This window comes from Streptomyces sp. NPDC041814, assembly GCF_055590565.1.
Window position 1 is genome coordinate 1,095,527 of record NZ_JBVJAM010000001.1, and the last position, 21,255, is coordinate 1,116,781.

The 21,255-nt window shown below is 69.9% G+C and carries 24 protein-coding genes, 1 tRNA gene and 1 riboswitch; of the genes, 9 read left to right on the top strand and 16 right to left on the bottom strand.

What is annotated here, in order from left to right:
• Positions 1 to 19: 19 nt before the first annotated feature.
• The 3 genes from ACZ6C6_RS04915 to ACZ6C6_RS04925 are packed head-to-tail and all read right to left on the bottom strand — an operon-like array spanning position 20 to position 2,724.
• Positions 20 to 1,042, bottom strand: a complete 1,023-nt coding sequence (locus ACZ6C6_RS04915; RefSeq protein ID WP_469199071.1) for an ABC transporter ATP-binding protein — start codon at positions 1,040 to 1,042, stop codon at positions 20 to 22.
• A gap of 19 nt (positions 1,043 to 1,061) precedes the next feature.
• Positions 1,062 to 1,931 carry an ABC transporter permease gene (locus tag ACZ6C6_RS04920; RefSeq protein ID WP_469199073.1) on the bottom strand — a complete coding sequence of 290 codons (870 nt, stop codon included), beginning with the start codon at positions 1,929 to 1,931 and terminating at the stop codon, positions 1,062 to 1,064.
• Positions 1,924 to 2,724, bottom strand: a complete 801-nt coding sequence (locus ACZ6C6_RS04925) for an ABC transporter permease (RefSeq protein ID WP_265547273.1) — start codon at positions 2,722 to 2,724, stop codon at positions 1,924 to 1,926. Before ACZ6C6_RS04925 ends, ACZ6C6_RS04920 begins: the two co-directional genes overlap by 8 nt.
• Before the next feature lie 172 nt (positions 2,725 to 2,896).
• Here ACZ6C6_RS04925 and ACZ6C6_RS04930 point away from each other — a divergent pair, with 172 nt between their 5' ends.
• Positions 2,897 to 5,293: a transglycosylase domain-containing protein gene (locus ACZ6C6_RS04930; protein WP_469199075.1), complete on the top strand. Its 2,397-nt coding sequence runs from the start codon at positions 2,897 to 2,899 to the stop codon at positions 5,291 to 5,293.
• An 8-nt stretch (positions 5,294 to 5,301) separates the two neighbouring features.
• Here the strand turns inward: ACZ6C6_RS04930 and ACZ6C6_RS04935 are convergent, their stop codons facing one another.
• From ACZ6C6_RS04935 to ACZ6C6_RS04945, 3 genes are all read right to left on the bottom strand, one after another.
• The gene (locus tag ACZ6C6_RS04935; protein ID WP_018105629.1) at positions 5,302 to 5,622 is read right to left on the bottom strand and encodes a DMT family transporter; all 321 of its coding nucleotides are present in this window, start codon (positions 5,620 to 5,622) and stop codon (positions 5,302 to 5,304) included.
• A 39-nt stretch (positions 5,623 to 5,661) separates the two neighbouring features.
• A riboswitch (guanidine-III (ykkC-III) riboswitch) is annotated at positions 5,662 to 5,731 on the bottom strand.
• A 44-nt stretch (positions 5,732 to 5,775) separates the two neighbouring features.
• Positions 5,776 to 6,078 (bottom strand): GroES family chaperonin, encoded by a 303-nt coding sequence (locus ACZ6C6_RS04940; RefSeq protein WP_469199348.1) that lies wholly within the window; start codon positions 6,076 to 6,078, stop codon positions 5,776 to 5,778.
• 79 nt (positions 6,079 to 6,157) lie between these two features.
• On the bottom strand, positions 6,158 to 6,475 hold the full coding sequence (locus ACZ6C6_RS04945; protein ID WP_469199077.1) for a DUF3618 domain-containing protein: 318 nt from the start codon (positions 6,473 to 6,475) through the stop codon (positions 6,158 to 6,160).
• A 127-nt stretch (positions 6,476 to 6,602) separates the two neighbouring features.
• Between ACZ6C6_RS04945 and bcp the strand changes: the two genes are divergently transcribed.
• From bcp to ACZ6C6_RS04970, 5 genes are all read left to right on the top strand, one after another.
• Positions 6,603 to 7,070 (top strand): thioredoxin-dependent thiol peroxidase, encoded by a 468-nt coding sequence (gene bcp, locus ACZ6C6_RS04950; RefSeq protein ID WP_469199079.1) that lies wholly within the window; start codon positions 6,603 to 6,605, stop codon positions 7,068 to 7,070.
• 184 nt (positions 7,071 to 7,254) lie between these two features.
• A complete protein-coding gene (gene proP, locus ACZ6C6_RS04955; protein WP_469199081.1) occupies positions 7,255 to 8,751 on the top strand; it encodes a glycine betaine/L-proline transporter ProP in 1,497 nt (498 codons plus the stop codon).
• A 193-nt stretch (positions 8,752 to 8,944) separates the two neighbouring features.
• Positions 8,945 to 9,526: an HNH endonuclease signature motif containing protein gene (locus tag ACZ6C6_RS04960; protein ID WP_469199083.1), complete on the top strand. Its 582-nt coding sequence runs from the start codon at positions 8,945 to 8,947 to the stop codon at positions 9,524 to 9,526.
• Entirely contained in the window at positions 9,523 to 10,353 is an 831-nt protein-coding gene (locus ACZ6C6_RS04965; protein WP_469199085.1) for an HNH endonuclease signature motif containing protein, read from the top strand. The genes ACZ6C6_RS04960 and ACZ6C6_RS04965 overlap by 4 nt, the downstream gene beginning before the upstream one ends.
• 11 nt (positions 10,354 to 10,364) lie before the next feature.
• Positions 10,365 to 10,439 (top strand) — tRNA-Leu (locus ACZ6C6_RS04970).
• Positions 10,440 to 10,493: 54 nt separating this feature from the next.
• On the opposite strand, the gene rdgB is transcribed toward ACZ6C6_RS04970, so the two are convergent.
• Together rdgB and ACZ6C6_RS04980 are read right to left on the bottom strand one after the other, a co-directional pair.
• Positions 10,494 to 11,096 carry an RdgB/HAM1 family non-canonical purine NTP pyrophosphatase gene (gene rdgB, locus ACZ6C6_RS04975; protein ID WP_469199087.1) on the bottom strand — a complete coding sequence of 201 codons (603 nt, stop codon included), beginning with the start codon at positions 11,094 to 11,096 and terminating at the stop codon, positions 10,494 to 10,496.
• A 25-nt stretch (positions 11,097 to 11,121) separates the two neighbouring features.
• The gene (locus ACZ6C6_RS04980) at positions 11,122 to 11,688 is read right to left on the bottom strand and encodes a TetR/AcrR family transcriptional regulator (RefSeq protein WP_469199089.1); all 567 of its coding nucleotides are present in this window, start codon (positions 11,686 to 11,688) and stop codon (positions 11,122 to 11,124) included.
• Positions 11,689 to 11,844: 156 nt separating this feature from the next.
• Here ACZ6C6_RS04980 and ACZ6C6_RS04985 point away from each other — a divergent pair, with 156 nt between their 5' ends.
• The gene (locus ACZ6C6_RS04985; RefSeq protein ID WP_469199091.1) at positions 11,845 to 13,431 is read left to right on the top strand and encodes a carboxylesterase/lipase family protein; all 1,587 of its coding nucleotides are present in this window, start codon (positions 11,845 to 11,847) and stop codon (positions 13,429 to 13,431) included.
• Between the two features lie 58 nt (positions 13,432 to 13,489).
• Here ACZ6C6_RS04985 and ACZ6C6_RS04990 read toward each other — a convergent pair whose 3' ends face one another.
• From ACZ6C6_RS04990 to ACZ6C6_RS05000, 3 genes are all read right to left on the bottom strand, one after another.
• Positions 13,490 to 13,882, bottom strand: coding sequence for a hypothetical protein (locus ACZ6C6_RS04990; RefSeq protein WP_469199093.1), 393 nt, complete (start codon positions 13,880 to 13,882; stop codon positions 13,490 to 13,492).
• Positions 13,883 to 14,005: 123 nt separating this feature from the next.
• Positions 14,006 to 14,743: a ribonuclease PH gene (gene rph, locus ACZ6C6_RS04995; RefSeq protein ID WP_469199095.1), complete on the bottom strand. Its 738-nt coding sequence runs from the start codon at positions 14,741 to 14,743 to the stop codon at positions 14,006 to 14,008.
• Positions 14,744 to 14,842: 99 nt separating this feature from the next.
• Positions 14,843 to 15,076, bottom strand: coding sequence for a PTS sugar transporter subunit IIB (locus ACZ6C6_RS05000; protein ID WP_093708643.1), 234 nt, complete (start codon positions 15,074 to 15,076; stop codon positions 14,843 to 14,845).
• 223 nt (positions 15,077 to 15,299) lie between these two features.
• On the opposite strand from ACZ6C6_RS05000, the gene ACZ6C6_RS05005 reads away from it, so the two are divergent.
• Together ACZ6C6_RS05005 and ACZ6C6_RS05010 are read left to right on the top strand one after the other, a co-directional pair.
• Complete coding sequence (locus ACZ6C6_RS05005) at positions 15,300 to 16,559, top strand: PTS transporter subunit EIIC (RefSeq protein WP_469199098.1); 1,260 nt, start codon at positions 15,300 to 15,302, stop codon at positions 16,557 to 16,559.
• Positions 16,560 to 16,823: 264 nt separating this feature from the next.
• Entirely contained in the window at positions 16,824 to 18,083 is a 1,260-nt protein-coding gene (locus tag ACZ6C6_RS05010) for a PTS transporter subunit EIIC (RefSeq protein ID WP_469199100.1), read from the top strand.
• Positions 18,084 to 18,173: 90 nt separating this feature from the next.
• Here ACZ6C6_RS05010 and ACZ6C6_RS05015 read toward each other — a convergent pair whose 3' ends face one another.
• The 5 genes from ACZ6C6_RS05015 to ACZ6C6_RS05035 form a co-directional block, all read right to left on the bottom strand.
• Entirely contained in the window at positions 18,174 to 18,926 is a 753-nt protein-coding gene (locus ACZ6C6_RS05015) for an MBL fold metallo-hydrolase (RefSeq protein ID WP_469199102.1), read from the bottom strand.
• A 267-nt stretch (positions 18,927 to 19,193) separates the two neighbouring features.
• Positions 19,194 to 20,144 (bottom strand): PLP-dependent cysteine synthase family protein, encoded by a 951-nt coding sequence (locus ACZ6C6_RS05020; protein ID WP_469199104.1) that lies wholly within the window; start codon positions 20,142 to 20,144, stop codon positions 19,194 to 19,196.
• Entirely contained in the window at positions 20,144 to 20,422 is a 279-nt protein-coding gene (locus ACZ6C6_RS05025; RefSeq protein ID WP_018105612.1) for a MoaD/ThiS family protein, read from the bottom strand. Before ACZ6C6_RS05025 ends, ACZ6C6_RS05020 begins: the two co-directional genes overlap by 1 nt.
• A gap of 125 nt (positions 20,423 to 20,547) precedes the next feature.
• Positions 20,548 to 20,673, bottom strand: a complete 126-nt coding sequence (locus tag ACZ6C6_RS05030) for a putative leader peptide (protein ID WP_265547502.1) — start codon at positions 20,671 to 20,673, stop codon at positions 20,548 to 20,550.
• A 123-nt stretch (positions 20,674 to 20,796) separates the two neighbouring features.
• Positions 20,797 to 21,228: a M67 family metallopeptidase gene (locus tag ACZ6C6_RS05035; protein WP_469199108.1), complete on the bottom strand. Its 432-nt coding sequence runs from the start codon at positions 21,226 to 21,228 to the stop codon at positions 20,797 to 20,799.
• Positions 21,229 to 21,255: the final 27 nt, after the last annotated feature.

A 21,255-nucleotide genomic window follows, 5' to 3' on the forward strand; every position in this document is an offset into this window, starting at 1 on the left:
GCTCGTCATGGAACGCAGCCTATTGAACGGCCGCGCTCACGTCACCGGCTCCCCTGGCCGTCTCGGACGCGTACATCTTCGCGATCACCGCCTCGATGTCGGGCTCCCGCACCGAAAGGTCCGCCAACGGATACTCCGCGGCGATCCGCGCCACCAGCGGAGCCGCCGACGCGGACGCCGGGAAGGCCAGCCACTGGCGCGGCCCCTCCACCTTCACCGTCCGCACCGAGGGCTCCGACTCCAGCCTGATCGGAGGGAGTTCGCGTTCCAGGTCGACCACGAGCGTCCGCTCGCTCTCCCCCACCTCGTGCAGTCCCGTCAGCGCACCGTCGTACATCAGCCGGCCGTGGTCGATCACCATCACCCGGCTGCACAACTGCTCGATGTCCGTGAGGTCATGGGTCGTCAGCAGCACCGTCGTCCCGCGCTCCGCGTTCAAGTCCCGCAGGAACTGCCGCACCTTGGCCTTGGACACCACATCGAGGCCGATCGTCGGCTCGTCCAGATACAGCACCTCCGGATCGTGCAGCAGCGCCGCCGCGATGTCGCCGCGCATCCGCTGCCCGAGCGACAGCTGACGCACCGGTACGTCCAACAGCTCACCCAGGTCCAGGAGTTCGACGCACCGGTCCAGATTGGCCCGGAAGCGCGCGTCCGGCACCCGGTACATGCGGTGCATCAGCCGGTACGAGTCGCGCAGCGGCAGGTCCCACCAGAGCGTCGTCCGCTGCCCGAAGACCACACCGATCCGGTGCGCCAGCCGCGTACGCTCGCGCGAGGGGTCGATGCCCGCCACGCGCAGGGTGCCGCCGCTCGGGGTGAGGATGCCCGTCAGCATCTTGATCGTGGTCGACTTACCGGCCCCGTTCGGCCCGATGTAGCCGACCATCTCGCCGCGCTCCACCCGGAAGCTGATCCCGTCGACCGCCCGCACCTGGCGCCGCTCGCCGCGCAGGAAGCCCGTCCTGCGGCGGACGTCGAAGACCTTCTCCAGCCGGTCCAGCTCGATGAAGGCCGCCCCGGTGCCCGTGTCCGTACTCATGCCGCTCCCTCTCCGTCCGTCAACTTCCCGTACTCCGGTACGCCCGCAACCCCGCCCGCCACGCCAGACCCGCCCCGGCCGCGCAGACCGCGGCCACCACCGGCGGCAGGAACGCCACCCACTCCGGCAGCCCCAACGGCAGCTCGCGGCCCAGCACGTACAGCGCCGGCAGCCAGTTCACGAAGGCCAGCGGCACCACGAACGTCACCCCGCGCACCAGGTCCTTCGCGAAGATCGTCGGCGGGTACTGGAGCAGCGTGTTACCGCCGTACGTGAACGAGTTCTGCACCTGCGACGCGTCCTGCGCGATGAACTGGAACGCCCCGCCCGCCACGAACACCGCACCGAAGATCACCGACCCGCTCAGCAGCATCAGCGGCAGCACGACCGCCTTCGCCGGGGTCCAGTCGATGTCCGCCGCCACCAGCCCGTAGCCCAGGACCAGCAGCCCCTGGGTGATCCGCCCCAGCCTGCGCAGCGCGAAACGGTCGGCCGCCACCTGCGCGAGGACCGGGACCGGCCGCACCAGCAACGTGTCCAGGGTGCCGTCGCGCACCCGGCGGCCCAGCCGGTCCATCGACCCCATCAGCAGGTCCGCCAGGCCGAAGGCCGTCCCCGAAGCCCCGTACAGCAGGGCGATCTCCGGCAGCGTGTAGCCGCCCAGCGCGTCGACGTGCGCGAACATCAGCATGATCGTCACGAAGTCGAAGGCCGTCGCCGTGAAGTTGCCGACCGCCGTCATCACGAACGACGCCCGGTACGCCATCGTGGAGCGCAGCCACATCGACACGATCAGCCCGTACGCCCGCACCCCCTCGACCAGCCGCGGCCGCGGGGCGAACACCTCCCCCGGCGCCTCCGGCACGCCCGCCTCCGCCACCTCAGCCACCCTGGACCACCACCCTCCGCGTCGCCACGCCCTGCACCATCCGCCCCACCAGCAGCAGCACCGCGGCCCAGGCCGCCTGGAACACGTACACCCGCACCAGACCCCAGCCCGTGTGCTTGCCCAGGAACACGTCCGCCGGCACCTGGAGCAGCGCCGACCACGGCATCAGCCGCGCCACCTCGCCCAGCAGCCCCGGGAACAGGCTCAGCGGCAGCAGCATCCCCGAGAAGAACAGCCCCGCCAGGAAGGCGATCTGCGCCGCGCCCGCCCCGTCCATCAGCCAGAAGGCGGACAGCGCCACCAGATAGCGGATCCCGAAGCTCACCACCACGCCCAGCGCCACCGAGACGAGGAACGCCAGCCACGGCCCCGCCGACCCCGGCAGCGCCAGGTCGAACGCGAGCCCCCCGAGCACCATCGGCACGATGCCGCGCCCCAGCAGATGGAAGGCCGCCCGTCCCAAGTCCTGCGCCAGCCACCACAGCTGGAGATCGACCGGCCGGTACAGGTCCACCGCGATGTCGCCCGTGCGGATGCGCTCGATCAGCTCGTCCTCGAAGCCGCCGCCCATCATCACGCAGGTCATCAGCAGCGCCTGGCCCAGCCAGACGAAGGTGAGGGCCTGCGGCATGTCGTAACCGCCGAGCCGCGGCCGCTCGTCCCACAACGCCATGTACGTGTAGGCGAGGATGAAACCGAAGACGGTGTTGGTGAACACCCCCGCCGCCGTCTCGATCCGATAGGTGGCGTAACGGCGGAAACCGCCCGCCGCCACCACCGCGTAGACCCGCACAGCAACCGCCTCCCCGTCAACGGGTGCCGCACCGTGCGTGGACACCAAAGCGCAGGAGCCTAGTCCAGCCGGGCCAGCCGCCGCGAGCGCTTTTCGGCCGTCGATCCAAGGGATATGCGCCAGAAAAGGGCACTATGGGGGAACTGACCGCGGCCGAGGAGTCTGCACCGACATGAGCGACGAGCCACAGCAGCAGAACGGGGACACCGACCCCCCGGGCTGGGCCCCCAGGGACCTGCCTGCCGACGCCGCCGCCCCGGGACCGGCCCCCGAAGGCGAGTCCGCCGGCCCCACCGCCCCGAAGAAGAAGGCCAAGCGCCCCAAGCGCACCGGCTGGCGGCGGCTCGTCCCCACCTGGCGCATGGTCCTCGGCGGCGTACTCCTCATCGCCCTGATCCTGATCGGCGGCTTCATCGCCGGCTACCAACTGGTCGACATCCCCGCCGCCAACGCCAAAGCCACCGCCCAGTCCAACGTCTACCTGTACGCCGACGGCACCGTCATCGCCCGCGACGGCGAGATCAACCGCGAGAACATCAAGCTCGCCCAGGTCCCGCGCACCGTCCGGCACGCCGTCCTCGCCGCCGAGGACCGCGACTTCTACTCCGAACGCGCCGTCGACGTGAAGGCGATGTTCCGCGCCGGCTGGAACACCCTCACCGGCAAGGGCAAACAGGGCGGTTCGACCATCACCCAGCAGTACGTCAAGAACTACTACCTGGGCCAGGAACAGACCGTCGTCCGCAAGATCAAGGAATTCTTCATCTCGATCAAGCTCAACCGGGAACAGTCCAAGGACCAGATCCTGGAGGGCTACCTCAACACCAGCTACTTCGGCCGCAACGCCTACGGCATCCAGGCCGCCGCCCAGGCCTACTACGGCAAGGACATCGGCGACGTCACCACCGCCCAGGGCGCGTACCTCGCCTCCCTCCTCAACGCCCCCAGCGCCTACGACGTCGTCGCCTATCCCGAGAACAAGCCCGCCGCCGTCGCCCGCTGGAACTACGTGCTGGACGGCATGGTCAAGGAGAAGTGGCTCGACCCCGCCGAGCGCGCCGCGATGACCTTCCCCGTCCCCGGCCCCGTCAAGCCCGCCAACAGCCTCTCCGGACAGCGCGGCTACATCGTCAAGGCCGTCGAGGACTATCTCGTCGACAACGACATCCTGGACGAGAAGACCCTCGCCACCCGCGGCTACCGCATCACCACCACGCTCCAGCGCAAGCGGCAGGACGCCCTCGTCGAAGCCGTCGAGGACAAGGTCATGTCCAAGACCGACGACGACCGCGCGGCCGACCGCAATGTCCGTGCCGGCGGGGCGTCCATCGACCCGGCCACCGGCCATGTCGTCGCCATGTACGGCGGCGTCGACTACACCCGGCAGTACGTCAACAACGCGACCCGCCGCGACTACCAGGTCGGCTCCACCTTCAAGCCGTTCGTCTTCACCTCGGCCGTCGCGAACGACTCCACCACCCAGGACGGCCGCCGCATCACCCCCAGCACCATCTACGACGGCACCAACAAGCGCATGGTGGAAGGCCCCGACGGGCCCACCGGCTACGACCCGGCCAACGAGGACGACCGCAGCTACGGCCCCATCACCGTGTCCACCGCCACCGACAAGTCCGTCAACGCCGTCTACGCCCAGATGGCCGAGGACGTCGGCCCCGAGAAGGTCCGGCAGACCGCCATCGACCTCGGCATCCCCAAGGACACCTCCGACCTCACCCCCACCCCCTCCATCGCCCTCGGCGTCGCCACCGCCAGCGTCCTCGACATGACCGAGGCGTACGCGACCCTCGCCGCCCACGGCAAGCACGGCGCCCACGTCCTGGTCAGCAAGGTCACCAAGGACGGCGAGGACGTCACCCTGCCCGGCCGCACGGTGAAGCAGGCCGTCAGCCGCGAGGCCGCCGACACCACCACCTCGATCCTCCAGAGCGTCGTCGAGGGCGGCACCGGCACCGCCGCCCGGGGCGCGGGCCGCCCCGCCGCCGGAAAGACCGGTACCGCCGAGGAGGACCGGGCCGCCTGGTTCGCCGGCTACACCCCCGACCTCGCCACCGTCATCGCCGTCATGGGCCAGGACCCGTCCACCGGCGCCCAGAAGTCCCTCTACGGCGCACTCGGACTCCCCCGCATCAACGGCGGCGGCGCCCCCGCCGAGACCTGGGCCCAGTACACCGGGGCCGCCCTGAAGGGCACCCCCGTCCAGGACTTCGACCTCGACGTGGCGGAGGGCACCGGCGACACCGCGCTGCCCACCGCCGAGGACACCGCCCCCGGCGACACCGGCCGCCGCACCCCCTCGGCCACCCCCCGCCGCACCCGGTCCACCACCCCGTCCCGGACTCCGTCCGCCCCGCGCACCACTCCCGGCACCACGGACAACCCGGCCGGAGGCACCGGCGACGGCGGCACCACGGACGGCGGGGCGGACACGGGCGGCGGGGACACCGGGGGCGACGGCGGGGACACCGGGGGCGACGGCGGGGACGGGGGCGGTGACGAGGGCTTCTTCCAGGGCCCCCGCGGCACCCGGGCACCCAGCACCCGGCCCTGAGACCGGGCTCAGTGCCCCGAGGTGGCCTTCAGCCCCACGACCGCCACCAGCAGCAGACACACGAAGAAGATCCGGGCCGCCGTCACCGGCTCGTGCAGCACCACCATGCCCAGGACCGCGGCACCCGCCGCGCCGATCCCGACCCACACCCCGTACGCCGTACCGATCGGCAGGGTCCGGGCCGCGTGCGACAGCAGCATCATGCTCGCCACGATCCCGAGACCCGTGAACACGCTCGGCCACAGCCGGGTGAACCCCTCGGTGTATTTCATCCCGATCGACCAGGCCACTTCCAGCAGACCGGCGACGACCAGCAGAACCCACGCCACGACAGCACCTCCGACGAGACAGAACACGCGAACAACACGGGTGCGTCGTCTTTGCGAAACCCGGTACGGCGCGTCTCGTCGGGTCCCTCAACCGTAGCAAAGGAACGGCAAAGGGCCCGGTGACGGCTGTCACCGGGCCCTTCGCCCACGGATCTACAGATACAGCCCGGTCGAATCCTCCGAGCCCTCGAACCGGTCCGCGGCCACCGCGTGCAGGTCGCGCTCGCGCATCAGCACGTACCCCACACCCCGCACCTCGACCTCCGCCCGGTCCTCCGGGTCGAACAGCACCCGGTCACCCGGCTCGACCGTCCGTACGTTCTGCCCCACCGCCACCACCACGGCCCACGCGAGACGGCGGCCGACCGCGGCCGTCGCGGGAATCAGAATGCCCCCGCCGGAACGCCGCTCGCCCTCGGGCGACTCGGACCGGACCAGCACTCGGTCGTGCAGCATCCGGATGGGCAGCTTGTCGTCGGTGTTCTCGCTCACGCCCCGCAACCTACCGGGCGGCGGCCCGCCCACCTACGAGGGGTCAGCCCTTGCGGCGCGAGGAGACGACGACCAGGCCGACCACACCCACCGCGAGCAGCGCCGCCGGGATCACGCGCTCCAGCCGGGGACTGCCCGTCTCCGACACGAACTGGGCCTTCACGTCCGACACCGCCCGGTTCACCGCCACGTACGCCCGGCCGGCCGTCCGGTCCACGGTCCCGGCGACCTTGGCCTTCGCGTCACCGATGATCGTCTTCGGGTGCACGCGCACCCCGATCTCATCGAGTACCACCGCAAGCTGCTCGCGCCTGCTGATGATGTCCGCCTCGATCTGCGCAGGGGTCCTGGCATCCGACACCGCGCCGCCTCCGTGGTCCTCGTCCGGTAAACCTTCATCGACAGTCTGTCAGTTCCGCCGCATCCGCACCCGGCGGCACCCCCATTACGCTCGGTCCCTTAGACCCCACGTACCAACGAGGAGAACCATGAGCGAGCGCCTCACCCCCGGCGACACCGCCCCCGCCTTCACCCTGCCCGACGCGGACGGCAACGACGTCTCGCTCGCGGACCACAAGGGCCGCAAGGTCATCGTCTACTTCTACCCCGCAGCGCTTACCCCCGGCTGCACCAAGCAGGCGTGCGACTTCACGGACAACCTGGACCTGCTCGCCGAAGCCGGCTACGACGTCATCGGCGTCTCCCCCGACAAGCCGGAGAAGCTCGCGAAGTTCCGCGAGAAGGAGAACCTCAAGGTCACACTTGTGGGCGATCCGGCCAAGGAGACCCTTGAGGCGTACGGCGCATACGGCGAGAAGAAGCTCTACGGCAAAACGGTGACGGGTGTCATCCGGTCCACGGTCGTGGTGGACGAGGAGGGGAAGGTCGCCCACGCGTTCTACAACGTGAAGGCCACCGGCCACGTCGCCAAGATCATCAAGGACCTCGGGATCTGAGATCCGGCGGGGCCGGCCGGGGCCGGCCCACAGGTGACACGGAACAGTCCGAAACGGGCCATTCACTCGGCCGAATGGCCGAAAACATGTGATGGACATCCCATTCCTTCGCTGAACCGGTTTGCGGCCGCCATGTCCGCGCAGAAGCCTTTCCTGTAACAGTTGCCGAGGAAAGGAACCGGCCATGGCGGCCTCCGACCCCCACCAGGTGGCCGACCCGGAAGCGGTCAAACGCCACCCCGCGCTGTTCCGTGCGATCCGGAAGCGCCAGAACCCCAAGCTGCGGCGCACCGACATCACGATCACGGACGACCAGTCGGTCAAGCGCGCGGTCAAGGCGGCCTCACTCGGCAACGCCATGGAGTGGTTCGACTTCGGCATCTACTCCTACCTCGCCGCCACCCTGGGACACGTGTTCTTCCCGTCCGGGAACGACACGACCCAGCTGCTCTCCTCGTTCGCCACCTTCGCGGTCGCCTTCCTCGTCCGCCCCCTCGGCGGCATGTTCTTCGGGCCGATGGGCGACAAGATCGGCCGCAAGAAGGTCCTCGCCCTCACGATGATCCTGATGGCGACCGGCACCTTCGCGATCGGCCTGATCCCCTCCCACGCCACGATCGGCGTCTGGGCCGCGGTCCTGCTGATCTTCTTCCGCATGCTCCAGGGCTTCTCCACGGGCGGCGAGTACGGCGGCGCCTCGACCTTCATCGCGGAGTACGCCCCCGACAAGCGGCGCGGCTTCTTCGGCAGCTTCCTGGAGTTCGGCACGCTCGCCGGTTACGTGGGCGCCGCGGGGCTGGTGACCCTGCTGTACGCGCTGCTCGACGACGCCCAGATGGAAACCTGGGGCTGGCGCGTACCGTTCCTGGTCGCGGGCCCGCTCGGCCTGGTCGGCCTCTACCTGCGACTGCGCCTGGACGAGACCCCGGCCTTCCAGAAGCTGGAGGGCGGCACCGCGCACGCCACGGAGGCGGCGGACAGCGTCGAGACGACGGCGAAGGGCGACCTCGCGAAGATCTTCCGCGACTACTGGCCGACGCTGATCCTCTGCATCTGCCTGGTCGGCGCGTACAACATCACCGACTACATGCTGCTGTCGTACATGCCGACGTACCTCTCCGACGAGCTCGGCTACAGCGAGACGCACGGCCTGCTGATCCTGCTCGGCGTGATGGTGTTCCTGATGCTGATCATCAGCCAGATCGGCAAGCTCTCCGACCGCTTCGGCCGCAAGCCGCTCCTGATGACGGGCATGCTCGGCTTCCTGATCCTCTCGCTGCCCGCCTTCCTCCTGATCCGCCAGGGCAGCATCCCCGCGATCATCATCGGCATGGCGATGCTGGGCCTCTCCCTGGTCTGCATGCTCGGCACGATGTCGGCGGCGCTCCCGGCCCTGTTCCCGACGAACGTCCGCTACGGCTCCCTCTCGGTGGGCTACAACCTCTCCGCGTCGATCTTCGGCGGTACGACCCCGCTGGTGATCACGGCCCTGATCAGCGTCTCCGGCTCCAACCTGATGCCGGCGTACTACTCGATGGCGGCGGCCCTGGTGGGCGTGATCGCGGTGGCCTGCATGAAGGAAACGGCGAACAAGCCCCTGGCGGGCTCCCCGCCGTCGGTGGAGACGACGGCGGAGGCGGAAGAACTGGTCCACGCCCAGACCCCGGACCCGAAGTTCTGACCCACCCCGCCCGGCCACGGCCCGTACCGCTTTCCCCCGAGCGGTACGGGCCGTTCCGCATCTTGTCGGATATCGGACGTGACGCCCCGATAGTCGGTTCGTTACTCCGTACGAGGCCGCGAACGGGCGGCCGGATGCGGAGGGGAACGTGGGGGTTCGGTACACGCGCGAGCTGCTCGAAGAAGCGGCTCGTATGACGACGAACATCAACGACGCCGTGCGGTGGTGCGGCGGGAAGCCCACACCGGGAACACGGAGCTATCTGCGGCAGAAGGTGGCGGAGTGGGGGGTGGACGTCTCGCACTTCGCCGACATGAGGGTGCGCCACACCGAAGAGGTGCTGCGCGAGCTGGTGGCCCGGTCAACGAGCGTGGCGGAGGTCGTACGCCGCCTCGGCATCAGTCCGGTGGGCGGGAACCACGCGCATATCAGCCGCCGCATCGCCGCTCTCGGGATCGACACCTCCCACTTTGTGCACACGTCACCGCGGCGCCCCAAGGGAGCACGAAGGAACCTCCTCGCGCTCGGCGACCCGTCCGGCGGCCGGATTCCCGGCGAACGGCTGCGCCGAGAGCTGGTGCGTACGGGGGTGGTCGACGCGTGCGCGGAATGCGGCAACCCGGGCGAGTGGCAGGGGCAGCCGCTTCGACTGGAAGTCGATCACATCAATGGCAACTGGTCGGACAACCGCCCGGCAAATCTCCGGATCCTGTGCCCCAACTGCCACGCGGCAACCGACACGTACCGCGGACGCAAGCGCGCGAGGACGGCATGAGCATCACGTACACACGCAGTGTGCTCGAGAAGGCCGCGGCCACGGCGACCAGCCTGGTCGATCTGATGCGCAGACTCGACGCGCCACTGGGCAGCCGGACACGCCGATACCTGAGAGAACGGCTCCGGCACTACGGCATCGACATCTCCCACTTCGTGGACGAGCCCCTTCCCGAACGGGCGCGTACGGCCTACCCGGCCGCACTCCTCGCCGAAGCGGCCGCCAACTCTTCCAGCATCAGGGGGGTGTTCGAGTACATGGGGCTGCCGCCGAGCGACAGCCCGTACGGGTACGTGCGGGCGAAGCTCGACCGCCTCGGCATAGATACGTCGCACTTCAACAGCGGGCGCAGGCAGGGGGCGCCCTCCGTCCCGCGCGAGCGGCTGGAGGCCGTGGTCGCCGAATCCCGGACCCTCGCCGCCGTACTGAAGGCGCTGGGTCACGTCGACAACGGCGGCGCTCGCATCCGCCTGAAGCGGGACATCGCGAAATACCAGCTGTCGACCGCTCACTTCGTGGGCCAAGGCCACTCGGCGGGGACGCGCTCCCCGAGCCGCAAAGGGGCTGACGAGATCCTTGTCCTGAGTGATAACGCATCCCGAACAAAGACGTCCCTCTTGAGACGCGCACTGGACGACGTGGGGCTTCCACGCGCATGCGCGGTGTGCGGAACCGGCGAGTCGTGGCGAGGGAAACGCCTCGTGCTGGAGATCGACCACATCAACGGGATCCGCACCGACAACCGCCAGGCCAATCTGCGCTATCTCTGCCCTTCCTGCCACAGCCAAACGGCGACTTTCTCGAAGGGGCGCGCCACCACACAGTAGAGTGGGGTCGCGAGCCCGTACCCCAGCAGGCTAGAGGGCGCTGACTTAGAATCAGTGTGTCGTGGGTTCAAATCCCACCGGGCTCACAGGCAAGAAGCGGCTTTCACCTTTACTTCGAAGGCGAAAGCCGCTTCTTCGTGTCAGCCCACCAGCTCCCGCACCACCGGCACCAGCGCCCGGAACGCCTTGCCGCGGTGGCTGATCGCGTTCTTCTCGTCCGGGGTCAGTTCCGCGCACGTGCGGGTCTCGCCGTCGGGCTGGAGGATCGGGTCGTAGCCGAAGCCGTAGCCGCCGGCGGGGGTGTGGCGGAGGGTGCCGGTGAGGCGGCCCTCGACCACGCGTTCCGTGCCGTCCGGGAGGGCGAGGGCGGCCGCGCAGGCGAAGTGGGCCCCGCGATGGGGGTCGGAGATGTCACCGAGCTGGGCGAGGAGCAGGTCCAGGTTGGCGCGGTCGTTGCCGTGGGTGCCGGACCAGCGGGCCGAGAAGATGCCGGGGGCGCCGCCGAGGACGTCCACGCAGAGGCCGGAGTCGTCGGCGATCGCGGGGTGGCCGGTGGCCCGGGCGAGGGCGTGGGCCTTGAGCAGGGCGTTCTCGGCGAAGGTGACGCCGGTCTCCTTGACGTCGGGGACCTCCGGATACGCGTCGGCGCCGCCGAGCTCGTGCGTGAGGCCCGCGTCGGCGAGGATCGCGTGGAGTTCGGTGATCTTCCCGGCGTTGCGGGTGGCGAGGATGAGACGGGTCATGCGACCAGTATCACCGGGTCCGCCCTCACGCCTCGTCGGGCAGGAGGGCGGCCAGCGCGCGGATGCCGGTCAGCACCTCGGCGGCGGTGGGCGCCGACTCCGGGTCGGTGATGTGCTGCATCATCAGCCCGCCGACCAGGGCGAGCTGTACGGACCCGAGGGTGCGCACCGTCTCCTCGGAGAGTTGGTCCTCGGGTGTCCCCGTGACCTCGTACGCCATGCCGCCGCGTCCCTGCCGCAGGCCTGAGGCGACCTGCTCGCGGAGCTCCGGGTCGCGCTGGGCGCGCAGGACCGTCTCCAGGTTGGCCAGCCAGAACGTCCTGTTGGCCGAGAACGCCTCGATCAGGCGGTGCCAGAGGGCCTGGATGTCGCCGTCCCGCCCGGCCGGCCCGAGGGCCTGCCCGCCCGAGTCGAGCGCCTCGAAGAGCGCCTGGTTGAGCAGGGCCTCCTTGGAGCCGAAGTGGTAGCCGATGGCCGCCATGCTGACGCCGGCCGCCGAGGCGAGGTCGCGGACGGTGGTGCGCTCGTACCCCTTCTCGAAGAGGCACTTCCTGGCCGCTTCCAGCAGCTTCTCCCGGTTTCCCATACCCATGCGCCGCATCCTAGGGCCGCCCGAGGGAGTGAGGCGAACGCCTGACGCAGGCGTTTTGCGCGTTCGCCTTAAACAATCGTCTTGCACGATTGCCCAACTCCTCGCTACGTTGGTCCCGTTGGCGCACCGAAGACCACGTCGAACTCTGGAGTCCGGATGAGTCCACTGAAGTCCCGTGTCACCGCCCTCGCCGCAGCCGTCGTCGGCGCGGCGCTCTCCGCAACGGTCCTGGCACCGGCCGCCGGCGCCTCGGAGGATCCACTTCCCACCCGGGTGGTGACCGCCGAAGGCCCCGTGCGGGGAGCGGTCGCCGGGGCGGTGCGTACGTTCCAGGGCATCCCGTACGCGGCTCCGCCGACCGGTGAGCGCCGGTGGAAGAAGCCGCGGGCGGTCCGTCCGTGGTCCGCCACGCTGGACGCGCGGGCCCCGGGGAGCGCGTGTGCGCAGCCGACGGACCAGCCCATCGCGATCGCGGGCGGCGGGAGCGAGGACTGCCTGTATCTGAATGTCACGACGCCGGCCGACCGGTCGGCACGGCCCCGGCCGGTGATCGTGTGGCTGCACGGCGGGAGCTTCACCTACGGGGACGGAGCGAGCTACGGCGCGGCGAAGCTGGCCGCCGCGCGGCAGGGCGCGGTGGTGGTGACGGTGAATTACCGGCTGGGGGCGTTCGGGTTCCTGTCAGCGCCCGGGCTGCGCGCTCCGGCGAACCTGGGGCTGCTGGACCAGCAGGCCGCGCTGCGGTGGGTGGCGCGCAATGCGGGTGCGTTCGGCGGGGATCCGGACAACGTGACGCTCATGGGCCAGTCGGGCGGGGGCTACAGCGTGTGCGCGCAGTTGGTGTCACCGGGGGCGCGGGGGTTGTTCCACAAGGCGATCGTGCAGAGCGCGGGGTGCGTCGGGCCGGACGGTTCGTTCACCAGGGCCCAGGCGGAGGAGCAGGGCAGGGCCGTCGCCGCGGCGGCCCGGTGCGAGGAGGCGGAGTCGGTGGACTCCTGTCTGCGGGGCCTGCCGACGGCGGACCTGGTCGCCGCGTCCGCCTCGGGTCACGACGGTTACCGGCCGGTGGTGGACGGTGAGGTGGTGCCGGAGGCGCCGGCGCGGGCGATCGCGGCGGGGCGGTTCGCGCGGCTGCCGGTGCTGCACGGCTCGACGCGCGACGAGATGAGCGGGCTGGCCGGCCTGGACGAGGTGATGACGGGGAAGCCGCTGACCGCCGAGGGCTACGCGGAGAAGGTGGCGGACCGGTTCGGGGCGGACGCCCCGGCGGTGCTGGACGAGTACCCGGTGGGGCGGTATCCGGCTCCGGCGGCCGCACTGTCGGCGGCGCTCACGGACGCGGACTGGTCGACGGCGGCGCTGGACACGCAGCGGGCGCTGGCGCGGCACACATCGGTGTACGCGTACGAGTTCGCCGAGGTGTCGGCCCCGTACTTCCGGGGCCTGCCGCGTCCGGCGAGCTTTTCCCTGGGTACGGGTCATATGACGGATCTGGCGTACGTGTTCGAGAACGAGCTCTTCGAGCCGCTCGACGCGGCGCAGGCGGAGTTGTCGGACACGGTGGTCAGCTACTGGAGCCGGTTCGCGAGCACCGGGCGGATGGACGGTCCGGGGCTGCCGGCGTGGCAGCGGTTCGCGGACGACGACGTGTACGTTCAGCGCCTCGCGTCCGGGAACGTCGGGCGGACGGACTTCGCGGCGGACCACCACTACGCGTTCTGGAAGCGGATCGCCTCGTCGTGAGCCGAGCCGGGTCGGGGTGTCCCCGGCGGTCTTCGCGACCGCCGGGGACACCCGCGTGTCAGGGGGTGCAGACCTTGGCGATCTCGCCGGCCGCGTCGGTGACCGGGCTGATGTCCGGGGTGGCGTCGCCCTTGTCGATGGCGTCGCGGACGTTGGTGACGCCGGTGCGGAGGTCGTCCACGGCCTTGGAGAGGTCGGTGTTGTCCGTCTTGTCGCCGAGGTTGCCCAGTTCCTCCTGGATCTGGTCCAGGGCCTCGGACGCCTGGGTGGGGTCGCTGGAGGCGTTGGAGACGGCCTGGCGGAGGTTGTCGACGCTGGTGGCGATGGCGTCGGCGGTGCGGACGCAGTCGAGCGTCTTGTCGAGGGCGCCGCAGCCCGCCGCCGCGGTGGCGGTGATCAGTACGGCCGTGACGGCCAGTGCGGTGCGGTGGAGCCGGTGGCGCGCGGCCATGGTGTGGTCCCTCCCCGGGATGCGGATACGCGGACGGGCGCACGGTTCGACCCGTGCGCCCGTATGCGTATCGACGCGGCCCGGCGGGACTTGGTTGCCTCTTTACCTTCTCGGTTTCGCGTCTCAGGCGCCGAGCGTGGTGGCCAGTGCCTCGGTCTGGAGCCGGGCGAGGTCGACGCAGCCTGCGGTGGCGAGGTCGAGCAGCGCGTTGAGCTCCGTACGGTCGAAGGGCTGGGCCTCGGCGGTGCCCTGGACTTCCACGAAGCGGCCGTCGCCGGTGCAGACGACGTTCATGTCGGTTTCGGCGCGGACGTCCTCCTCGTAGCAGAGGTCGAGGAGCGGGGTGCCGTCGACGATGCCGACGCTGATGGCGGCGACGGTGCCGGTCAGCGGCTTGCGGCCGTGCTTGATGATCTTCTTGCCCTGGGCCCAGGCGACGGCGTCGGCGAGGGCGACGTAGGCGCCGGTGATGGCGGCGGTGCGGGTGCCGCCGTCGGCCTGGAGGACGTCGCAGTCCAGGACGATGGTGTTCTCGCCGAGGGCCTTGTAGTCGATGACGGCGCGCAGGGAGCGGCCGATGAGCCGGCTGATCTCGTGGGTCCGGCCGCCGATCTTGCCGCGTACGGATTCGCGGTCGCCGCGGGTGTTGGTGGACCGGGGCAGCATCGAGTACTCGGCGGTGACCCAGCCTTCGCCGCTGCCCTTGCGCCAGCGCGGCACGCCTTCGGTGACGGAGGCGGTGCAGAAGACTTTGGTGTCGCCGAAGGAGATGAGCACGGAACCTTCGGCGTGCTTGCTCCATCCGCGTTCGATGGTGACGGGACGGAGCTGGTCGGCGGTGCGGCCGTCGATACGAGACATGGCGCCGAGCCTATCGGGTGACGGGTGCCCCGTTTTCCGGGTGCGCCACAGGCCCCGCCCGGGGTGGGCGGGGCCTGCGGGGACGGGTTCAGGCGGTCGTCACATCATGTCTTCGATGTCGGCCGCGATCGGGTCGGCGTCGGTGCCGATGACGACCTGGATCGCGGTGCCCATCTTCACGACGCCGTGCGCGCCGGCGGCCTTGAGCGCGGCCTCGTCGACCTTGCCCGGGTCGATGACCTCGGTGCGGAGGCGCGTGATGCAGCCCTCGACCTCTTCGATGTTCTCGATTCCGCCGAGCCCGGCGACGATCTTCTCAGCCTTGCTGGCCATGGCCTTCTCCCTGGTTCCTCATGTGCGTGCGACGGCCCACCCTGGGTCCGTTTCGTCACGGTAACGCACGGTTGGCCCAACTTCTCGGGCGGGCAACCACACGGTCCCCAATGATGACGATCACCGGCGCCCCGCCTTCCGGGCCGGGCTCCGCACCGTATCGCGACTGGTCTACACCAGTATGCGACGACCGCCAAACCAGGCGTGTTCCGGGAGGATGCCGATGAGTTCGAACGCGGCCGCGCTACCGCAGCGGAAGTGGTGGAACGGGCCGGTCCAGGGCCTGCAGAAGGTCGGCCGCAGCCTGCAGCTGCCGGTGGCCGTCCTGCCCGCGGCGGGCCTGCTGGTCAGCCTCGGCAACCTCTTCGACTCCTCGCTGCACGGACGCTTCTGGGACAAGACCGCGAAGGTCCTCCTCAACGGCGGGAGCGCGATCCTCGACGGCGAGCTGGGCCTGCCGCTGCTCTTCTGCATCGGGGTCGCGATCGGCTTCGCGAAGAAGGCGGACGGCTCGACGGCCCTGGCCGCGGTCGCCGGTTTCCTGGTCTACCGGGGGGTGCTGACGGCATTCCCGGTGGACGGTTCGGTGACCAAGGAGGTCCCGGAGGGGGTACCGCAGAATCCCGGCGTGCTGGGCGGGATCATCATCGGGCTGCTGACCGCCGTCGTCTGGCAGCGCTACCACCGCACCAAGCTGGTCGACTGGCTCGGCTTCTTCAACGGCCGCCGGCTCGTCCCGATCCTGATGGCGTTCCTCTGCGCGATCCTGGGCGTGGTGTTCGGGCTGCTGTGGCAGCCGGTGGGTGACGCGCTGACCTGGTTCGCCAAGCAGCTGATCGACCTGGGCGCCTGGGGTGCGGCGATCTTCGGCTTCGCCAACCGGCTGCTGATCCCGATCGGCATGCACCAGTTCCTGAACACGTTCTTCTGGTTCCAGGCGGGCGAGTTCACCGGGAGCGACGGGGGCACCGTCCAGGGCGACATCTCCCGGTTCTTCGCCGGGGACCCGTCGGCCGGGCAGTTCACCTCGGGCTTCTTCCCGATCATGATGTTCGGCCTGCCCGCGGCGGCGCTGGCCATCGCGCACACCGCGCGGCCGGAGCGGCGCAAGGAGGTCGCCGGCCTGATGCTGTCCGTCGCGCTGACGTCGTTCGTGACGGGCGTGACGGAGCCGCTGGAGTTCTCGTTCCTCTTCGTCGCGCCGCTGCTGTACGGGGTGCACGCGCTCCTGACCGGTGCGTCGATGGGCATCACCTGGGCCCTGGGGGTGCACGCGGGGTTCAGCTTCTCGGCCGGACTGATCGACTACGTCGTCAACTGGCACCTGGATACGAAACCGTGGCTGATCATCCCGATCGGGCTCTGTTTCGCGGTGGTCTACTACGTGATCTTCCGGTTCGCGATCACCAAGTTCAACCTTCCGACACCCGGGCGCGAGCCCGAGGACGTGGAGGAGGACATCGAGAGGAACCTCACCAAGTAGCCTTTATGCAAGGTCACTGACCTTGTGAGCGCGGCCCCCGGACCCAGCGGTCCGGGGGCTTTTCGCATGTCACGGTACGTATGCGCGACCTGCTGCGAAGTAGTCGCAAATTGCAGGTTCCTTATCTATCCCTCACCGTGCTACAACTGGTCTACACCACTCAGTGGTCCAGACCACGTGAAGCCCCGAGCCTCACGTTTCTCGAGTCGTCGCCCACCCAAACCCCCCTGTCCCCGGCGACGCCTTGCTTACTGGAGGAAGTTGATGAGTACGGCCACCGCTACGGCGGCCCCCGCGAAGAAGCGGGGCTCCGGCCTGTTCCAGGGCCTGCAGAAGGTGGGTCGCAGCCTGCAGCTGCCGATCGCGGTGCTGCCCGCCGCCGGTCTCATGGTCCGACTGGGCCAGCCGGACGTGTTCGGCGCCGACGGGCTCGGGTGGGACAAGGTCGCATCCGTCTTCGACAAGGCCGGCGGCTCGATCACCGGCGCCCTGCCGCTCCTGTTCTGCGTGGGCGTCGCCATCGGGTTCGCGAAGAAGTCGGACGGCTCGACCGCTCTCGCCGCCCTCGTGGGCTTCCTGGTCTACAGCAAGGTCCTCCAGGCGTTCCCGGTCACCGACGCGGTGGTCAACACGACCGCCAACAAGGGTGTCGACGTCGCTGCGACGTACAACGATCCCGGCGTCTTCGGCGGCATCATCGTGGGGCTGCTCGCCGCGGTCCTGTGGCAGCGGTACCACCGCAAGAAGCTGGTCGACTGGCTCGGCTTCTTCAACGGCCGCCGCCTGGTCCCGATCATCATGGCCTTCGTCGGCGTCATCGTCGGTGTCTTCTTCGGTCTGATCTGGGAACCGATCGGTGACGGCATATCCAACTTCGGCGAGTGGATGACCGGTCTCGGCTCCGGCGGCGCCGCGCTGTTCGGCGGGATCAACCGCGCGCTGATCCCGATCGGCATGCACCAGTTCGTCAACACGGTCGCCTGGTTCCAGCTCGGTGACTTCACCAACGCCGCCGGCGAGGTCATCCACGGTGACATCCCGCGCTTCCTGAACGACGACCCGACCGCCGGCATGTTCCAGTCCGGCTTCTTCCCGATCATGATGTTCGGTCTGCCGGCCGCCGCGATCGCCATCGCGCACACCGCCCGCCCCGAGCGCCGCAAGGCCGTCATGGGCATGATGGTCTCCCTGGCCCTGACCTCGTTCGTCACCGGTGTGACCGAGCCGATCGAGTTCTCGTTCATGTTCATCGCGCCGGTCCTGTACGTGCTCCACGCCGTGCTGACCGCCGCTTCGATGGCCATCACCTGGGGCCTGGGCGTCCACGCGGGCTTCAACTTCTCGGCCGGGTTCATCGACTACGCGCTGAACTGGACCCATGCCACGAAGCCATGGATGATCATCCCGATCGGTCTGGTGTTCGCGGTGATCTACTACGTGACCTTCCGCTTCGCGATCGTCAAGTTCAACCTCACCACCCCGGGCCGTGAGCCCGAGGAGGAGGTCGAGGACCTGACCAAGTAGGTCCGGCCCGACAGCTCGAAGCCCTCACCTTCCCGGCGGAAGGTGAGGGCTTCGTCGTACCCGCACGCCGTACGCGTACGGGCGCACCGCTCAGAGTTCGTACACCGCGCCCGGCGCCGCGAGTTCCGTCGGGCCGGTGAAGACGTCGCGGGCGTCGGAGAGGTTGCGTTCGGCGTCGGTCCACGGCGGGATGTGCGTGAGCACCAGGCGGCCGACGCCCGCCCGGGCCGCCAGTTCGCCCGCCTCGCGGCCGTTGAGGTGGAGGTCCGGGATGTCCTCCTTGCCGTGCACGAAGGACGCCTCGCACAGGAAGAGGTCCGTGCCCTCGGCCAGCTCGTCCAGGGCCTCGCAGGTGCCGGTGTCACCGGAGTACGTGAGCGAGGAGCCGCCGTGCTCGATGCGGATGCCGTACGTGTCCACGGGGTGCCGGAGCTTCTCCGTGCGCACCGAGAAGGGGCCGATCTCGAACCAGCCCGGCTTCAGCGTGTGGAAGTCGAAGACCTCGCTCATCGCGTGCTCGGACGGGGTGTCCGCGTGCGCCGTGGTGAGCCGCTGCTCGGTGCCCTCGGGGCCGTAGACCGGGATGCGGGCGGGGCGGTCGCCGCCGTGCGGGTAGTACCGGACGACGAAGTACGCGCACATGTCGATGCAGTGGTCGGCGTGCAGGTGGCTGAGGAAGATGGCGTCGAGGTCGTAGAGACCGACATGGCGCTGCAGCTCGCCGAGGGCGCCGTTGCCCATGTCGAGGAGCAGCCGGAAGCCGTCGGCCTCTACGAGGTAGCTCGAACATGCCGATCCCGCGGAGGGGAACGAGCCGGAGCAGCCGACGACGGTGAGCTTCATGGAGCGTGAACCTCCGAGACGTGGGAACGGGGAGGGTTCGTGCGGTTCTCGCGGTGCGGTTTGTTGAGCGTAAGGCGCGAAAGAGCGGGTCGCTCCTTCGGGGTGGCTCGTTGTGGGGGAACTCACCTGCGCTGTCACCGGTTCGGGTGGCGCCGGGGCTCAGCCGAAAAAGCCCCCGTTGCCGCGGGTGTGCGGCAACGGGGGCAGAATCAAGCCCCTCCGGCGATTGAGGAGCGGGGGTACGGGGGCAGCGCCCCCGATAGCGGGTTACGCCCAGAGCTGCCCCTGGAGTGTGGCGATCGCCGCCTCCGTGGTCGGGGCCGTGTACACGCCCGTGGACAGGTACTTCCAGCCGCCGTCGGCCACGACGAACACGATGTCCGCCGTCTCCCCGGCCTTCACCGCCTTGTTGCCCACCCCGATCGCGGCGTGCAGCGCCGCCCCCGTGGAGATGCCCGCGAAGATTCCCTCCTGCTGGAGGAGTTCGCGGGTGCGCGTCACCGCGTCGGCGGAGCCGACCGAGTAGCGCGTGGTCAGGACCGAGGCGTCGTACAGCTCGGGGACGAAGCCCTCGTCCAGGTTGCGCAGGCCGTAGACGAGGTCGTCGTAGCGCGGCTCGGCGGCCACGATCCTGACGCCCTCGACGTGCTCCCGCAGGTAGCGGCCGACGCCCATGAGGGTGCCCGTCGTGCCGAGCCCCGCCACGAAGTGGGTCACCGACGGGAGGTCGGCGAGGATCTCCGGCCCGGTCGTCGCGTAGTGGGCGCCCGCGTTGTCGGGGTTGCCGTACTGGTAGAGCATCACCCAGTCCGGGTGCTCCGCCGAGAGTTCCTTGGCGACGCGGACGGCGGTGTTGGAGCCGCCCGCCGCCGGGGAGGAGATGATCTCGGCGCCCCACATGGCGAGCAGGTCGCGCCGCTCCTGGGAGGTGTTCTCGGGCATCACGCACACGATGCGGTAGCCCTTGAGCTTGGCCGCCATCGCGAGCGAGATGCCGGTGTTGCCGCTGGTGGGTTCCAGGATCGTGCAGCCCGGGGTGAGCCGGCCGTCCTTCTCCGCCTGCTCGACCATGTGGAGCGCGGGGCGGTCCTTGATCGAGCCGGTGGGGTTGCGGTCCTCCAGCTTGGCCCAGATGCGGACGTCGTCCGAGGGTGACAGCCGCGGCAGGCGGACGAGCGGGGTGTTGCCCACCGCGGCGAGCGGGCTGTCGAAGCGCATCAGTTCATGCCGCCGGCGACGGCCGGGAGGATGGTGATGCTGTCGCCGTCGCTGAGCTTGGTGGAGATGCCGTCCAGGAAGCGGACGTCCTCGTCGTTCAGGTAGACGTTGACGAAGCGGCGCAGCTGGTCGCCGTCCACGATCCGCTCCCGGATGCCGGTGTGGCGGCTCTCCAGGTCCGTGAAGAGGTCGGCGAGGGTGTCCCCCTGGCCCTCGACGGCCTTGGCGCCGTCGGTGTAGGTGCGGAGGATGGTCGGGATGCGGACCTCGATGGCCATGGCGTGGGCTCCTGTCGAAGCGGAGTGGTGGCGGTGGGCGTGGGGCGTGCGGCTCTGCCCCCGCGCGGGGTCGGTACGTGGTGCGTGGGCGCGCGGCCGGTCGGCGGCGCCGGGGTGCGGCCCGCTCAGGCCGCGCGGCCGGCGGACCGGTGGTTCGTACAGATCGCGCTGGAGAGGCGGCACAGGTCGACGTGCAGGCGCGCCACGAGCAGCGAGCCCGGCGTCTTGTCACTCACGTCATGGGGAACCATGCGGTCATCGTATCGATTCCCGGTCGGGGATTCGGAGTGTGATCTCACCTGGTGGATGGTTGGCGTTCGGTGGGCGGACAGGGCCGGGGCCCGCACGGCCCTGTCGCACCGCTGCCGGGGTGGTCAGGCCGCCGGGTACGCCTCCACGACCCGGACCTCCTCCTCGGTGATCTCGCCGTCCACGATCCGGTACGAGCGGAACTGGAAGGGGCCCGCCTCGTCCGTGTCCGCGGTGGAGACCAGCACGTAGTGGGCACCGGGCTCGTTGGCGTACGTGACGTCGGTGCGCGAGGGGTAGGCCTCGGTCGCCGTGTGCGAGTGGTAGACGATCACCGGCTCCTCGTCGCGGTCGTCCATCTCGCGGTACAGCTTGAGCAGGTCGGCGGAGTCGAACTCGTAGAACGTGGGCGAGCGCGCGGCGTTCAGCATGGGGATGTGGCGCTCGGGGCGGCCGCTGCCGGCGGGTCCGGCGACGACGCCGCACGCCTCGTCGGGGTGGTCGGCGCGGGCGTGCGCGACGATCCGGTCGTAGAGCGTCTGGGTGATGGTCAGCATGGCGCCCAGGATAGGACGACGGGCCCC